Origin of the sequence: Terribium retamae, from assembly GCF_022347545.1 — a bacterium.
Classification (GTDB): Bacteria; Pseudomonadota; Alphaproteobacteria; order Rhizobiales; family Rhizobiaceae; genus Mesorhizobium; species Mesorhizobium retamae.
Genome location: NZ_JAKREW010000010.1, coordinates 116,082 through 131,137, shown reverse-complemented (window position 1 = coordinate 131,137; position 15,056 = coordinate 116,082). Strand labels below are relative to the sequence as shown.

19 protein-coding genes are annotated in these 15,056 nt (G+C 62.0%); 8 read left to right on the top strand and 11 right to left on the bottom strand.

Features of this window, described 5'->3' with window-relative positions; all coding sequences use genetic code 11:
• Positions 1–5: 5 nt before the first annotated feature.
• The 5 genes from phnK to phnG are packed head-to-tail and all read right to left on the bottom strand — an operon-like array spanning position 6 to position 3,875.
• Positions 6–821, bottom strand: coding sequence for a phosphonate C-P lyase system protein PhnK (gene phnK, locus L4923_RS13140; protein WP_239365659.1), 816 nt, complete (start codon positions 819–821; stop codon positions 6–8).
• Positions 818–1,699 carry an alpha-D-ribose 1-methylphosphonate 5-phosphate C-P-lyase PhnJ gene (locus L4923_RS13135; RefSeq protein WP_239365655.1) on the bottom strand — a complete coding sequence of 294 codons (882 nt, stop codon included), beginning with the start codon at positions 1,697–1,699 and terminating at the stop codon, positions 818–820. The genes phnK and L4923_RS13135 overlap by 4 nt, the downstream gene beginning before the upstream one ends.
• Positions 1,696–2,805, bottom strand: coding sequence for a carbon-phosphorus lyase complex subunit (locus L4923_RS13130; RefSeq protein WP_239365652.1), 1,110 nt, complete (start codon positions 2,803–2,805; stop codon positions 1,696–1,698). Before L4923_RS13130 ends, L4923_RS13135 begins: the two co-directional genes overlap by 4 nt.
• 3 nt (positions 2,806–2,808) lie before the next feature.
• Positions 2,809–3,420, bottom strand: coding sequence for a phosphonate C-P lyase system protein PhnH (phnH, locus tag L4923_RS13125; RefSeq protein ID WP_239365649.1), 612 nt, complete (start codon positions 3,418–3,420; stop codon positions 2,809–2,811).
• Positions 3,420–3,875 carry a phosphonate C-P lyase system protein PhnG gene (phnG, locus tag L4923_RS13120; protein WP_239365646.1) on the bottom strand — a complete coding sequence of 152 codons (456 nt, stop codon included), beginning with the start codon at positions 3,873–3,875 and terminating at the stop codon, positions 3,420–3,422. The genes phnH and phnG overlap by 1 nt, the downstream gene beginning before the upstream one ends.
• 75 nt (positions 3,876–3,950) lie before the next feature.
• Here phnG and phnF point away from each other — a divergent pair, with 75 nt between their 5' ends.
• Positions 3,951–4,715: a phosphonate metabolism transcriptional regulator PhnF gene (gene phnF, locus L4923_RS13115; RefSeq protein WP_239365644.1), complete on the top strand. Its 765-nt coding sequence runs from the start codon at positions 3,951–3,953 to the stop codon at positions 4,713–4,715.
• 311 nt (positions 4,716–5,026) lie between these two features.
• Entirely contained in the window at positions 5,027–5,935 is a 909-nt protein-coding gene (locus tag L4923_RS13110; protein WP_239365735.1) for a 2-hydroxyacid dehydrogenase, read from the top strand.
• 28 nt (positions 5,936–5,963) lie between these two features.
• On the opposite strand, the gene L4923_RS13105 is transcribed toward L4923_RS13110, so the two are convergent.
• Positions 5,964–8,285, bottom strand: a complete 2,322-nt coding sequence (locus L4923_RS13105) for a Tex family protein (RefSeq protein WP_239365642.1) — start codon at positions 8,283–8,285, stop codon at positions 5,964–5,966.
• A gap of 191 nt (positions 8,286–8,476) precedes the next feature.
• On the opposite strand from L4923_RS13105, the gene L4923_RS13100 reads away from it, so the two are divergent.
• Entirely contained in the window at positions 8,477–9,343 is an 867-nt protein-coding gene (locus tag L4923_RS13100) for an ABC transporter ATP-binding protein (protein ID WP_239365639.1), read from the top strand.
• Positions 9,344–9,352: 9 nt separating this feature from the next.
• Here L4923_RS13100 and L4923_RS13095 read toward each other — a convergent pair whose 3' ends face one another.
• Entirely contained in the window at positions 9,353–9,739 is a 387-nt protein-coding gene (locus L4923_RS13095; RefSeq protein ID WP_239365636.1) for a hypothetical protein, read from the bottom strand.
• Between the two features lie 63 nt (positions 9,740–9,802).
• A complete protein-coding gene (locus tag L4923_RS13090; RefSeq protein WP_239365633.1) occupies positions 9,803–10,879 on the bottom strand; it encodes a DNA topoisomerase IB in 1,077 nt (358 codons plus the stop codon).
• A 132-nt stretch (positions 10,880–11,011) separates the two neighbouring features.
• On the opposite strand from L4923_RS13090, the gene L4923_RS13085 reads away from it, so the two are divergent.
• Both L4923_RS13085 and L4923_RS13080 read left to right on the top strand, forming a co-directional pair.
• Positions 11,012–11,317: a plasmid stabilization protein gene (locus tag L4923_RS13085; protein WP_239365630.1), complete on the top strand. Its 306-nt coding sequence runs from the start codon at positions 11,012–11,014 to the stop codon at positions 11,315–11,317.
• 12 nt (positions 11,318–11,329) lie between these two features.
• The gene (locus tag L4923_RS13080) at positions 11,330–12,301 is read left to right on the top strand and encodes an SDR family oxidoreductase (protein ID WP_239365627.1); all 972 of its coding nucleotides are present in this window, start codon (positions 11,330–11,332) and stop codon (positions 12,299–12,301) included.
• Between the two features lie 58 nt (positions 12,302–12,359).
• Here L4923_RS13080 and L4923_RS13075 read toward each other — a convergent pair whose 3' ends face one another.
• The 3 genes from L4923_RS13075 to L4923_RS13065 are packed head-to-tail and all read right to left on the bottom strand — an operon-like array spanning position 12,360 to position 13,196.
• Entirely contained in the window at positions 12,360–12,800 is a 441-nt protein-coding gene (locus L4923_RS13075; protein WP_239365625.1) for a hypothetical protein, read from the bottom strand.
• 38 nt (positions 12,801–12,838) lie between these two features.
• On the bottom strand, positions 12,839–13,015 hold the full coding sequence (locus tag L4923_RS13070; protein ID WP_239365621.1) for a hypothetical protein: 177 nt from the start codon (positions 13,013–13,015) through the stop codon (positions 12,839–12,841).
• A 16-nt stretch (positions 13,016–13,031) separates the two neighbouring features.
• Positions 13,032–13,196, bottom strand: coding sequence for a DUF3309 family protein (locus L4923_RS13065; RefSeq protein WP_239365619.1), 165 nt, complete (start codon positions 13,194–13,196; stop codon positions 13,032–13,034).
• A 279-nt stretch (positions 13,197–13,475) separates the two neighbouring features.
• On the opposite strand from L4923_RS13065, the gene L4923_RS13060 reads away from it, so the two are divergent.
• From L4923_RS13060 to L4923_RS13050, 3 genes are all read left to right on the top strand, one after another.
• Positions 13,476–13,796 carry a PepSY domain-containing protein gene (locus L4923_RS13060; protein WP_239365617.1) on the top strand — a complete coding sequence of 107 codons (321 nt, stop codon included), beginning with the start codon at positions 13,476–13,478 and terminating at the stop codon, positions 13,794–13,796.
• 42 nt (positions 13,797–13,838) lie between these two features.
• On the top strand, positions 13,839–14,378 hold the full coding sequence (locus L4923_RS13055) for a general stress protein (protein WP_239365615.1): 540 nt from the start codon (positions 13,839–13,841) through the stop codon (positions 14,376–14,378).
• A gap of 136 nt (positions 14,379–14,514) precedes the next feature.
• On the top strand, positions 14,515–15,018 hold the full coding sequence (locus L4923_RS13050) for a YciE/YciF ferroxidase family protein (RefSeq protein ID WP_239365613.1): 504 nt from the start codon (positions 14,515–14,517) through the stop codon (positions 15,016–15,018).
• Positions 15,019–15,056 lie beyond the last annotated feature (38 nt).

The window sequence follows — 15,056 nt, the reverse complement described above, 5'->3', positions numbered from 1 at the left end:
GCGCCTCAGACTTGCAGGATCGAAGAAACAAGCAGTTGCGTGTAGGGAGCCTGCGGATCGTCGAGCAGACGGTCGGTCAGCCCGTGTTCGATCACCCGGCCGTCCTTCATCACCATCATGCGGTGCGACAGCAGGCGCGCGACGGCCAGATCGTGCGTGACGATGATGACGGCGAGGCCGAGATCGTGAACCAGACCGCGCAGCAGATCGAGCAGACGCGCCTGCACCGACACGTCGAGACCGCCGGTGGGCTCGTCCATGAAGACAAGGCGTGGTGCGGTGACCAGATTGCGCGCGATCTGCAGGCGCTGCCGCATGCCCCCGGAGAAAGCGCGTGGCTGGTCGTCAATACGGTCGGCATCGATCTCGACACGGCCGAGCCAGTCGGTTGCGGTGGCGCGGATCTTGCCGTAGTGGCGGTCTCCGACCGCCATCAGCCGCTCGCCGACATTGGCTCCGGCCGAAACCGTCATGCGCAGGCCGTCGGCGGGGTTCTGATGAACGAAGCCCCAATCGGTGCGCAGCAGCAGGCGGCGCTCGGCTTCTCCCAACCCATAGAGATCGCGCATCTCGCCATCGCGCATCCTATAGGACACCGTGCCTGCCGTTGGGGTCAGGCGCGTGGATATGCAGTTCAGCAGCGTCGTCTTGCCTGAGCCGGATTCACCCACGATCGCTAGCACTTCGCCGGGCCAGATGTCGAAGTCGACATCGGCGCAGCCAATGCGCTGACCGTAGAACTTGCTCACCGACCTGACCGACATCAGCGGCAGGTCTGTGGCCTCGACGCTCGCCTGGTCGATCCGCACCGAAACAGTCATGACAGGACCTCGCCGGACATTTCGCCGCGATGGCCAGCGGCCTGGCGGCTTTCGCAATGATGTGTGTCGGAACAGACGAACATGCGCCCGCCGCGATCATCGAGCACGACTTCGTCGAGATAGACTTGTTCCGCGCCACACAGCGCGCAGGGCTTGTCGAAACGCTGCACCTCGAAAGGATGGTCCTCGAAGTCGAGGCTGATCACCTCGGTATGCGGCGGCACCGCATAGATGCGCTTTTCTCGCCCGGCGCCAAACAACTGCAATGCTGGCGACATGTGCATCTTCGGATTGTCGAACTTCGGCGTCGGCGACGGGTCCATCACGTAGCGGCCCTCGACCTTCACCGGATAGGCATAGGTGGTGGCGATGTGGCCGTTCTTGGCGATATCCTCATAGAGTTTCACATGCATGAGGCCGTATTCTTCCAGCGCATGCATCTTGCGGGTTTCCGTCTCGCGCGGCTCGAGGAAACGGAGCGGCTCGGGGATCGGCACCTGATAGACTAGTATCTGATCTTCCTGCAGCGGCGCTTCGGGGATGCGGTGACGGGTCTGGATGATCGTCGCGTCTTCGGTGCTGGTGGTCGTTTCTACACCTGCGACCTTCTGGAAGAACTTGCGGATGGAGACCGCGTTGGTGGTGTCGTCGGCGCCCTGGTCGATCACCTTCAGCACATCGTCAGGCCCGAGGATCGAGGCCGTCACCTGTACGCCGCCCGTGCCCCAGCCGTAAGGCATCGGCATTTCGCGGCTGGCGAACGGCACTTGGTAGCCCGGTACGGCGATCGCCTTGAGGATGGCACGCCGGATCATTCGCTTGGTCTGCTCATCGAGATAAGCGAAGTTGTAGTTTGATACCTGGGTGTGGGCGTTCATTCTGCGGCTTCCCTTGTTTCAAGAACCGCCTCACCGGTGCACTGTTCGTATTCGGCGCGCATGGTGCGAACCAGGCCGAGTTCCGCCTGGAAATCGACATAGTGCGGCAGTTTCAGATGTTCGACGAAGCCGGTGGCCTGGACGTTGTCGCAATGCGACAGCACGAACTCCTGGTCTTGTGGCGGAGCGACCAGATCTTCGCCCAGTTCCTCGGCACGCAGCGCACGATCACACAGCGACATCGCCATCGCCTTGCGCTCGGACTGGCCGAAGACAAGGCCATAGCCGCGTGTGAACTGCGGCGGCGCTTTGGCCGAGCCCTTGAACTGGTTGACCATCTGGCATTCGGTGACCTGTATGCGGCCGACCGGCACGGCAAAGCCAAGTTCCGGCATGAACACGTCGACATCGACCTCGCCGATGCGAATTTCACCGACGAATGGATGGCTGCGGGCATAGCCGCGCTGCGTCGAATAGCCGAGTGCAAGGAGAAAGCCTTCGTCGCCCCGCGACAGCGACTGCAACCGCATGGCACGCGACATCGGGAATTCCGTCGGCGTCTGGTTGATGTCGCCCGGTTCGAGCGCGGGATCGATGGCGCCGTCATCCTCGATCAGGCCCTCCTGGTCGAGGATGTCGGCCACACGCATGACCGGCTCCTGGATGCCGCCGCGCTGCAAACCGGTCTCGACCTGCGGATCGCCTTCGAGATCTTCATCGAGCAGGCGGTGCGTGTAGTCGAAAGTCGGGCCGAGCAGTTGCCCGCCGGGCAGATCCTTGTAGCAGGCAGAGACGCGTCGCTCGATCAGCATGGCGCCGGTGTCGACCGGTTCGCTATGGCCAAAGCGCGGCAGCGTGGTGCGATAGGCGCGCACCAGGAAGATAGCCTCGATGAGATCGCCCCGCGCCTGCTTCATGGCGAGCGCCGCAAGCCGGCGATCATAGAGCGAGCCTTCGCTCATCACCCGGTCGACGCCGATGGCCAGCTGTTCGGTGATCTGGTCGAGCGTAAGCGCCGGAACCGACCTATCACCGCGGCGGCGATCGGCCAGCAGGCGGTGGGCATTATCGATGGCGGCTTCACCGCCCTTGACTGCAACATACATCGATCAGCCTTCCATCTCGACAAGCCGCGCCGAGCGCGGCAGGCAGGCAATGGCATCGCCGGTGGTGAGGACGAGGTCGACGCCGCGCGGGAACCGCTTGCGGTTGGCCTTCCACTGGGCGGCGAAATCCTGAGGCAGGCCACGCGGCGCCAGCACGACGCGATCGCGTATACCCGGCCCCTCGAACGTCAGCGGCGTGCCGCCTTCCAGTCCCGGCAGTTGCAGGATCAGCGTGGCGGAACGGTCAGGATATTCCTGCGTGCCTTGAGCAAATCGCTCCAGCGGCGGCATCGTGGCGGGAGCACCGATCAATGCAAAAGCGACGTCGGCGCAAGTCGCCATCTCACGGGCACCGGTGTGAAAGGCAAGCCAGGCGCGCAGCGCCGTGCTTTCGGCCAAGGTGGCATCCAGCCAGAACGGGGTGTCGACATCGATCAGCGCGCAAGCGACGGCAGCGGCAGCCCGGCCCAGCCGCGACGGCGGCGCAACAACTGCATCCACCTCGACAATCGTGGCGGGCTTCGCCATCGCATCCATAACGGCACGAAAGACGGATTGGGCATTCAGCACCGGATTGGAGAAGCCACCCTCAAGGGTGGTCGCTTCATTCAGCATCAGTCCTCACCTCGCACCATGGTGAAAAAGTCGACGCGCGTGGCCGCCGTCTGCTGGCGGCGCGTCTCGTCTGCCACCTCGAGTTCCTGCCGCATCGGCTGGATCAGTTCGGCATCGATACGTGCCGCCATTTCAGCGTTGCGGCAGAGCGCATCGATGACTGCGGAAAGCCGCACCTTGGCATGATCACGACCGAGCGCCATGGCATGGCCGACAGACCCATCCTCAAGCGTGACGCTGGCGCGCGTGACTGTCGCCTCACCGACATTGAACGGCTCGCCGGTACCGCCGATGCGTCCGCGCAGCATCACCAGCCCGGCCTCCGGACCGCGCAGCGGCGTGTGCGCCGGCTGCAGCCCGAGCTTCGCCCAAAGCGAATTCAGCCTTTCGGTGCTGCAGCGAGCCAGGACCGCCATCCGGTCCCGTCGCGCGGCTTGATCGACAGCAATATTCATAACAACCTCAATTTGTCTATTGATCTAGACAATTAGATAACTTACCCTGTCTTAGCGTTGTTGGATGACGGCTGGATGACAGCTCGCGCCGGGAGGGGAAGTTTGTCGAAATCAGCATTGCATCGGGGGGTCGGCGTCGCGCTCTGGCGCCAGATAGGCGACGAGATCCGGCGTGGCATCGGCGCCGGCCTCGCCGATGAAAACGGACGTTTGCCGCCCGAGGCCGAACTGGCGGCGCGGTTCGGCGTGAACCGGCATACGGTCCGCGCAGCCATCGCAGCACTCATCCACGAAGGCGTGCTGCGAAGCGAACAGGGACGCGGCACCTATGTGCGGCGCCAGAAGCGACTGACCTATCCGATCGGAACGAGAACCCGTTTCTCCGCCGGTCTCGAAGGCCAGGCACGCGACCGGCAGGTGGAGTTGCTGGATCACATGAAGGAACCGGCGAATGCCGTGGTGGCAGCGGCACTTGGGCTGGGGGCTGGAGTGGATGTCATCCGGCTTGAAATGCTCGGCCTGGCCGACGGCGTGCCCATCTCGCGTTCGACCAGTTGGTTTTCGGCGACATTGTTTCCCGACATCGCCGGCTATGTCGCCAGGACCCACTCGATTACCGAGGCGCTCGCGCTTTCCGGCACCAGGGATTATCGCCGCGCATCAACCACGATCGAGGCGCGGCACGCTGACGACACCGACACACGAGATCTGAGACTTTCGCCCGGTGCCATCGTGCTCGTCGCACGTGGCGTCAATGTCGACGGCAACGGCAAGCCGATCCAGTATTCACAAACACGCTTCTCGGCGGATCGCGTCGAGCTGACGGTCAGCCCTGCTTAGGCGTCAGATGACGCCTGCGTTAAAACGCACTGCGTTCAACCCCAGATCATCAGGCCGATCCAGCAGCCGATGATGAAGGCTGCTACAATCGGAACGCCCCAATCCGAGAGGAAGTGCGCAGGACGGTTTGTGTCGAAGTGGAGGAATGCCATAGCATGCCCTCCTCTGACGGGCTGGATGTCGCCCTCTCGCAGCCGAGCCCAGTTTCGGCTGTCGACTGACGTAATTGTACACCTTAGTGACGTTCTTTGCCAAACGAATCATAAGCTTACGGAGGTCAGGTGAAGCCGCAGCTCTTGCTCGTTGAACCGATGATGGCGGAAATCGAAGCCAAGCTCGATGCCGCCTATCAGGTCCATCGTCTCTTCGACATCGCACAGCGTGACAACATCGAGGCGGCTCGCTCCGACATCCGCGCCGTCGTGACCGGCGGTGGCACCGGCCTTTCCAGGGAGTGGATCGACCTGCTGCCGTCGCTCGGCATCATTGCCGTCAACGGTGTCGGTACCGATAGGGTCGACCTCGGCTATGCACGGGCACGCGACGTCGATGTCGCCACCACACAGGGAGTGCTCACGGACGAGGTCGCCGACATGGGGCTGGCGCTGATCCTTGCGGTGCTGCGGCGGATCGTCGAGGGCGACCGGTTCGTGCGCGAAGGCCGCTGGCACGCCGGCGAACCATTCCCACTCGCGTCCAGCCCACGCGGCAAGCGGCTGGGTATCCTGGGGCTCGGCCAGATAGGCCGAGCGCTGGGGACCCGCGCCGAACTCTTGGGCATGTCCGTGCGGTACGCGAACCGGACGCACTACCACGACGTCGCTTGGCCGCATTTTACCGACGCAGCGGCGCTCGCCGCAGACAGCGATGTGCTGGCGGTGTGCGTGGCGGCGACACCGGACACGCGTGGTGTCGTCGACAGCGCCGTGCTCAATGCGCTCGGCCCGCGAGGCACTTTGATCAACATCGCGCGCGGCAGCGTGGTCGATGAGGACGCCCTCATCTCGGCACTGCGTGACGGCACGATCGCGGCAGCCGGCCTCGATGTGTTCGAGAATGAGCCGGCCATCCGCCGGGACTTCCTGGCGTTGCCGAATGTCGTGCTGATGCCGCATCAGGCCAGCGCCACCGTCGAGACACGCCGCGCCATGGGCAACATGGTGCTGGACAGTCTCGACGCCTATTTCGCAGGTAAGAGGCCAGAAAACACGGTGAACTGACCCCTGTTCGGCTTATTCCGAGCCACGCTCACCGCTTCTTGAGTGCCTCCGCCAGCGCTGCACCGAAAGCCCCTTGCGAGGGCGGAGCCTTGTCCGGCCGGCCGCGGCCCTGTAGCGGCATGGCCGGTTTTCGCGGAGCATCCTGGCGGACCGGCTTGCCGGAGCCGCCGTCACCGTCACGCCGCATCGTCAGGCCGATGCGCTTGCGGGCAATGTCGACATCGACAACGCGAACCTTGACGATGTCGCCGGCCTTGACCACCTCATGCGCATCCTTCACGAACCGATCGGCCAGTTGCGAGACATGGACGAGACCGTCCTGGTGCACGCCGATGTCGACGAAGGCGCCAAAGGCGGCGACGTTGGTGACAGTGCCCTCGAGAAGCATGCCCGGCTTCAAATCCTTGATGTCGTCAACCCCGTCGGCGAAGGTCGCCGTCTTGAAGCCAGGGCGCGGATCGCGGCCCGGCTTCTCCAGTTCGGCGATGATGTCGCGCACCGTCGGCAGCCCGAACCGGTCGTCGACAAAAACGCGCGGGTCCAGCGCCTGCAGCATGGTGCGGTCGCCCATCAACGCACGCACGTCGCGCCCGCAGGCGGCAACGATCTTCTTGGCCACGCCATACGCTTCCGGATGCACGGAGGATGCGTCCAGGGGCTCGGTGCCGTTCGGGATACGCAGGAAACCGGCGCTTTGCTCGAAGGCCCTTGGGCCTAGCCGCGATACCTTGAGCAGTTCCTGTCGGTTGGGGAATGGACCATTGGCATCGCGGTGCGCAACGATCGCCTCTGCCAGCGAAGCGCCGAGGCCCGACACACGCGCCAGCAACGAAGCGGAGGCCGTGTTGAGGTCGACGCCGACGGCGTTCACCGCATCTTCCACTACCGCGTCAAGCGAACGCGCCAGCCGGTACTGGTCGACATCATGCTGGTACTGTCCGACGCCGATCGACTTCGGTTCGATCTTGACGAGTTCGGCCAGCGGATCCTGCAGGCGTCGCGCGATCGATACCGCGCCGCGCAGGGAGACGTCCAGATTGGGGAATTCGGCCGCAGCGGTTTCAGACGCGGAATAAACCGATGCGCCGGCCTCGCTGACGATTACCTTGAGCGGCTTGGGCGCCGGCATATCACCAAGAAGGTCGGCCACCAGTTTCTCGGTCTCGCGACTGGCCGTACCGTTGCCGATGGCGATCAGTTCGACATTGTGCTGGCGCATCAGCCGGGCGAGTTCGGCTTGGGCGCCGCGCACGTCGTTCTTTGGCTGGAACGGATAGACCGTCGCGGTTTCCTTGAGCTTGCCGGTGCCGTCGACCACCGCCACCTTCACGCCGGTGCGAATGCCCGGATCGAGGCCCATGGTGGCGCGCGAACCGGCGGGGGCGGCCAGTAACAAGTCCTTCAGATTGCGGGCGAAGACGTGGATCGCCTCTTCCTCGGAGCGTTCGCGCAGGTCGCGCATCAAGTCGAGCGACAGATGCAGCGACAGCTTCACCCGCCAGGTCCAACCGGCGACCTCGGTCAGCCATTTGTCTCCCGGCAGCGCGTTACCGATCCCCAGCGTCTGTACGATGATACGCTCCACCGGCTTCACCGGCGACGTATCGTCGGCATCGACCTCTATGGCGAGCGAAAGCACGTCCTCGTTGCGACCGCGCAGCATCGCCAGTGCCCTGTGGCTGGGGGTCGTCGCCCAGCGCTCGGCATGGTCGAAATAGTCGGAGAACTTGGCGCCGGCCTCCTGCTTGCCATCGACGACACGTGAGCGCAGGAAGGCACGGTCCTGCATATAGGCACGCAGCTTGCCGACGAGATCAGCATTTTCCGCAAACTGTTCGGAGAGAATGTCGCGCGCGCCCTCCAGTGCCGCCTTGGTGTCCGGCACTTCTTCCGTAATGTAGCCTTCGGCCAGGTGCAGCGGCACGGCCGCACGGTCGGCCATGATCGCCTCGGCCAGCGGGCCGAGCCCGCGTTCGCGCGCGATCTCGGCCTTGGTGCGCCGCTTCGGTTTGTACGGCAGGTAGATGTCTTCGAGTTCCGCCTTGGTGGCCGCCGCCGCAATCTTGAGCTTCAGCTCGTCCGTCAACTTGCCCTGCTCGCCGATCGATTCCAGGATCGCCGTGCGGCGCGCATCGAGCTCGCGCAGATAGGCAAGGCGTTCGGCCAGCTGGCGCAATTGCGTGTCGTCGAGACCGCCGGTTGCTTCCTTGCGGTAGCGCGCCACGAAAGGAACCGTCGCGCCTTCGTCGAGCAGCGCGATCGCCGCCGACACCTGCTCGGCCCTGGCCGCGATTTCAGCCGCGATGATGGAAGCAATCCGTTCCCTGCCCGCCTGTTCTGCGCCACTCATGCGTTACTTTGTCTCCAATCGTTGAGTCGGCGCACCTTATTCAAGTGCGGGAAAAGCCGCCACGCCGTTGGCTTGGCCGCCGCGTTTCTCCACAGCGAGCAGGCAGCGGCAGGAAGTTCGGAAACTTGCGGAACCGATCGGCCGCTCGCGCATTTCGAACCTCAGGGGCTTCAGCAGAGAGCGTGCCCTCGATGGATAAACCCCTCCTCCAAGTTCAGCACCTGACCATGGAATTCGGCGGCCTCGTGGCCATCGGCGATCTGTCCTTCGAAGCCAGGCGCGGGGAAATCACCGCCCTTATCGGTCCAAATGGGGCCGGCAAGACCACAGTATTCAACTGCATCACCGGCTTCTACAAGCCGACAAAGGGCATGATCCATTTTACCAACCATGACGGCTCTGAATTCCTGTTGGAACGGATGCCGGATTTCCAGATAACCGCCAAAGCGAAAGTGGCGCGTACCTTCCAGAACATCCGCCTGTTTCCCGGCCTCACGGTGCTGGAAAACATGCTGGTCGCTCAGCACAACAAGCTGATGAAGGCCTCGGGTTTCCTCGTCCTGGGGTTGTTCGGCATCGGCGGCTATCGCCAGGCTTCCGCAGAATCGGTGGAGCTTGCGCAATACTGGCTTGAAAAGGCCGACCTCATGGATCGTGCCGACGATCCTGCCGGCGACTTGCCCTACGGGGCGCAACGCCGGCTCGAAATCGTGCGCGCCATGTGCGCCGGGCCCGAACTGCTCTGCCTCGACGAGCCAGCTGCCGGGCTGAATCCGAAAGAGTCGCTTGCGCTCAACGAACTGCTCATGGATATCCGTAGCAATACCGGCACATCGATCCTTCTGATCGAGCACGATATGTCCGTGGTGATGCAGATTTCCGACCACATCGTGGTGCTTGAATACGGCCGCAAGATCTCCGATGGCGATCCTGCCTTCGTGCGTGCCGACCCCAGGGTCATCGCGGCCTATCTCGGCGTCGACGACGAAGAAGTCGAAACCGTGCTCACCGATGTCGGCGATGCAAAAGTCATCGAACAACTTGACACGGCTCGGTAGATTGAGCCGCTAGGCCGTTTCCTGGATCACCAGGGTCAGCGTCCCGGTCTGGTCTATCGTTGCCGCCACCACCTGGGTCGGGTCGAGCCCGTTCTGAGCAAGCATCAGCACCGCCACCGGCGAAGCCTGAACGGAGGTCTGCAGCTGATGCAGTTCCTCCACGGTGGTGCCGTCCAGTTTGGTCTCCACCTGCGCCTTGTCCGGCTGCGGCAATTCCTCCACCCTGACGATGTTGATCGCCGTGACCTCCTGATCGGGCGACAGTCCAGGCATCGGTACGGATTGCTGTGGCGAGTGATCCGGCGTCAGCTCAGGCAGCTTCTGTTCCGATTGCTGTGCCGATGCCGGTGAAAAGGCGGCCATCACCGAAAGGGCCGTAACCAGCGAGATACGCATCGGTTTTCTCCTTTCATGGAACCAGAACCCGCTGGCCGGCCACGGGTTCCGAATTTGGTCAAATCAGGAAACAGCCTTCTGTCCTTCCTCCACATGACGCAGCCATGCGAGCGTGCGGACTTCGTCGATGTCGAGAAATTCCTTCCTCCTGAATGGACCCGCTGCTTTCAGTTCCGCCGGCAACTGTCCATTTTCCCAAGATGTGATGATATGAGGATGGATGTAGCCGCTGCGGCAGACTGCCCGCGTGTTGCCGAGTCTCGCGGCCACCTTATCGATGATGCTGTTGCGCAGTTCAGCCACCTCTTTCTTCGTTTCGGGCAAAGACGCCTGAGCGAACAGGGACAGAGCCTGCACCGTGGCGCCCCAGGTCCTGAAATGCTTCGAGCTGAAGCCGCAGATGTCGCCGATGTAGGCATTCACGGCTTGCGACGTCACTGCTGATCGATCACCCTTCTCGTCCAGATATTGAAACAGGGTCTGCCCCGGCAGTTCCTGCGTGTTGCGGACGATGCCGGCGATACGCCGGTCAGTCAGCTTCAGCTTCCACTCCTTGCCGGACTTGCCCTTGAAGACAAAACGCAAGGTCGAGCCGACAACCTCGACATGTTTGTCCCGCAGTGTCGTCAGGCCAAAGCTGCCATTTTCCCGCGCATAGGCTGGATTGCCAATTCGAATGAGAGTGTTGTCGAGCAGCCAGACGACCACGGCCAACACGCGTTCGCGCGGCAAGCCACGTCTGCGCAGATCGCTGTCCACCTGCAGGCGCATTGCGGGCAGCGCGCGCGCAAAAGGGATCAGGCTCGAAAACTTGGCCTCGTCTCGCATGCGAAGCCAATCCGGATGATAGAGATACTGGCGACGCCCACGGGTGTCCCTCCCTATCGTCTGGATGTGCCCCTTGTCGTCGCGACAGATCCACACCTCCGTCCAGGCCGGCGGTATCGCAAGCGCGCGGATGCGGGCCAGATCGGATTCAGCGTCGATCTTACGGCCCTTGCCGTCGGCATAACGAAACCCGCGCCCTACCTTGCGTCGGAAGATGCCGGGTTCACCGTCCTCCACATAGCGCAACGAAGCCGCACGCGCGGCCTCCACCCCTTCACGCGAGTTTCCATTTGCTGAGGCGAGATTGTCCAAGGCAGTGCCCTCCTTCGGGACAGCAACCCGTTGGGTCGGCACCGGTTCCCGTTTTCAACTTTTCGGAACCGACCCCAGGACATGACGTTGGCCAGAACACCCTAACCAACAAAGCCAGCGAAGGAGGCCACCATGCCCCGTGGCGACAAGGACAAATACACCGACAAGCAGAAGCGCAAGGCCGAGCATATCGAGGAAGGCTACAAGGAACGCGGCGTCTCGAACGATGAAGCCGAACGGCGGGCCTGGGCAACCGTCAACAAGGAATCCGGCGGAGGCAACAAGTCAGGCTCCGGTCGGGGTGAACCCGACACCAATGAAGCAGCCAAGAAGGGCGGACGGCTTGGCGGCCGAGCCGCAGCCAAGCGCCCCGCAAGCGAACGCTCCGCCTCGGCGAAGAAGGCCGCGGCAACCCGCAAGCGACACGAAGCTCATTGAGGAGATCGGCAGATGGCAAGCGTCTCTGGGAACAATGCCGCGCTGAAGCAACGCGAAATCCAGCGCGAGGTCGACAGCAAAGACCAAAAGCAGCCCCCAAAAACCAAGAACGGAGATGCGATGCAGGCGGGCGCACGTATCTATCCCGAACCGCCATTTCCCAAACAGCACCTGGCCAAACCGGGCAAGGAAACGGAGGTCGAGCCCGCGCCGCTTTATGACGCCCCCTATTATCTCGGCTCGGAAAAACTGGCCGGCAAGGTTGCACTGATCACCGGGGGCGATTCCGGGATCGGTCGCTCCGTGGCCGTTCTATTTGCTCGCGAAGGCGCCGACGTGGCGATCAGTTATCTTTCGGAGCACAGCGATGCAGCCGCTACAAAGAAGGCGGTCGAGGCCGAAGGACGGCGTTGTATTCTCCTGCCCGGCGATGTCGGCAAGCGGGAGCAATGCGAACAGGTCGTGAGCGAAACCGTCAAGCAATTGGGGCGGCTCGATGTGCTGGTGAACAATGCCGCCTTCCAGATTCACGCAGCCGATATCGCGGACATTTCGGAAGAACAGTTCGCGATGACACTGGAGACCAACCTTCACGGATATTTCTTCATGGCACAAGCGGCCGTTCGGCACATGGCTCCAGGCTCCGCCATCATCAATACCGGCTCTGTAACGGGGATCGAGGGCAGTGGAGGTCTTCTCGACTACTCCATGACGAAGGGCGGAATACACGCGTTCACCAAGGCGCTGGCAGCTCACCTGATAAAGCGTGGCATCAGGGTCAACGCCGTCGCGCCGGGACCGGTCTGGAGTCCACTCAACCCTGCCGACAAGCCGGCCGAGAGCGTAGCGAAGTTTGGAGCGGACACGCCGATGAAGCGGCCGGCGCAGCCGGAAGAGATCGCGCCTGCCTATGTCTTCCTCTCATCCCCGCATTGTTCCAGCTACATCACCGGCGAGATCGTCCCCATTGTCGGTGGTTATTGAATCAAGAAGGGTCCGCGATGTGGTCATCGCGGACCCCCTGCTAATGCAGGCTGGAGATCTAATCCTTTTGCTTTTCCTTGCCGCCTGGGATGGCTGACGAAACGACTGCCGGCGGATCGCTCGCCGGGAAGCTGTCTTCCAATCCGGACTGAAGCTGCTCTTCCAAAGTCCTGGAGTCTTCGGAGCGACCCAGGGTACGCCGTTTCGCGATGTCCTCAAGCCGCTGCTTTGTATCCGGGAATTCTTTGGCCTCCCGGATTACCTGATAGAGCTGCTCGATCGCGAATTCCTTGAGCAGAGCAAAATCCGCTTCACCTTCTTCACTCTGGCCCTCGAGGAGGGCGATCATTGTGCGTTCGAACTTGTCTAATTCCTCCTCGCCATGAAGTTTGGACAGCCGCTGTAACGCAGCACGCAGGAATTCAGGTGCAAAGCGGGCGGCCGCCTGTTTCTGAAGCTGCTCTAACTCCTCGGGATTTTTGGTCGCCAGATTAAGCATGATCCTCTCGCTCCTTGGTGACTGGATATCTCGCTTCGCTAGGGCTGGCTCTGCGTGACTGGTGGAGCCGATCCGGCGTCCGTGCTTGTGCGCCCATAAATCTCAACCGCCCCCCACACGATCAGTGCGAGAGCAAGACTGACCAACAGGATCAACAGCACATGGGTACCTTTGCGCCCCTGCTTGGCTTTTTGTTCTGAAATCTTCTCGGGCATGAGGCCGGCCCCCTCGTCAGATGCGCCCCAACAGCACCAGGACAACGATAATTATCAGCAGCAGAGAAAGACCGCCGCCGCCATAGTAGCCGGTCCCGTAAAACGGACCGCCGCCGAGTCCACTGAAACCGCCGAGCAAGATAAGAATCAGGATGATGATAAGAATTGTGCCGAGGCTCATGGTTCTCTCCTTCCGAAATTCTTGAAACAGCCTTGAATTCAAGCTGAACGAAAACCGAACGTTTCCAGCCGTCCTCATGTTCCATTTATTTTCGAAATCGGGCTCTGCGCGGCTGGAGCCACATTTTCAAAAAACATTTGGAACGAAGGGAGGAACCTCGGGTTGGCCACCAAATGGGGCGCCGGCGACGCGGTGACTACGCTTGTTCAGGGCCCCATGCGCTTTCGAGCTTCATGCTCGAGAGCACAGTTTGTCCCGTCAACAAACAGGAGGTCATCGATGAGACTTTTCGCCTTTGCCCTGGGAGCGCTGGCCATTGCCGGCGCAGCCGTTGCCCAGCAACAACCCTCCCAGCAGACCGCGCCGATCAAGCCCTCCGTCACGACGCCGGATTCCACCAACCCGATGGCTCCGGTTAAAGGCAAGAACAGCTTCACCGAAAGCCAGGCCCGCGATCGGATTGAACAGAAGGGCTTCGCCGACATCACCAATCTGAAACTTGGAGAGGACGGCGTTTGGCGTGCGTCAGCCCAGAAGAACGGCGTGCCGATATCTGTTGCGCTCGACTATCAGGGCAACATCACGGAAGGCGCCCTTTGAGGGCATTCGCTTTCCATCTATCCAGCGAGAAAGGAGCTCATCATGCAAACGGTCACCGGACTGTTCGACACACGCGAACAGGCACGCACCGCCATCGAAGACCTGGAAAGGGCTGGCATTGCGAGTGACAAAATAAGCCTTGTCGGATCATCAAAACCGGAAACGGAAGCCGGTGATGGCGCTGCCGCCGGTGCCGGCGTCGGAGTGCTTGCCGGCGGCGCCGGCGGTCTTCTCGCTGGTCTTGGGCTCATCGCTATACCAGGCATCGGCCCGGTCGTCGCAGCGGGTTGGCTCGCAGCGATGGCTGCCGGTGCCGCTGCGGGCGGCGTGGCCGGCGGCCTCGTCGGCGCCTTGGCAGGTGCTGGCGTCTCAAAGGATGAAGCGGAACTCTATACGGAAGGCGTACGCCGAGGCGGTGTGCTGGTGGCCGTGCAGACCGATTCCGCAGACGCAGCGGCGATCCGCTCGATTCTGGTTTCAAATGGCGCCGTGGACATCAGTGCTCGCCGCGATGCGTACTTTTCCGACCCTGATGCGCCGGCCGAGGAATTTCCTGAACGCAGACGTGCCCCTTACCGCTAGCGGTACGCGCATCCTGTGACCAGACGGCCGGACCGGCGCACGCGTCGAAGCAATTTTCTGGAACGAGCCATGAGAGCGGACGTTGCGGACACAGTCACCGTTCCGGCGACTGCCCAACCAGCGAAAGGAATTGAAAATGGGATTGTTCTCAAAGGACATCAAAACTCTCGACGACCTGTTCGTACACACCCTGCAGGACATCTATTACGCCGAGCAGCAGATCGCTAAAGCTCTGCCGACCATGATCGGTAAGGCCACTGACGAGAAACTCAGGGAGGGCCTTGCCCATCATCTCGAGGAGACCAAAGGGCATATCGAACGCGTCGAGCAGGTGTTCGATCTATATGGCCAGAAGATCAAGGCGGTCGATTGCCCAGCTATCGACGGCATTTTGCAGGAAGCGAAGGACGTCACCGGGGATGTGGCCGACAAGAAGGTGCTTGACGCCGCAATTATCGCCTCTGCCCAGGCGGTCGAGCATTATGAAATCACCCGATACGGCACGCTGATCAGCTGGGCGAAGGATCTCGGCCGTGACGATTGTGCGGCGGTGTTGGAACAAAATCTGAAACAGGAAAAGGCAGCTGACAAAAAGCTCTCGGAGATCGCCGAAGCCGCCATCAACCTCCGGGCTGCTTGACCGGGTCAAGGAGGCGATTTCGTATCGCCTCCGCCCCA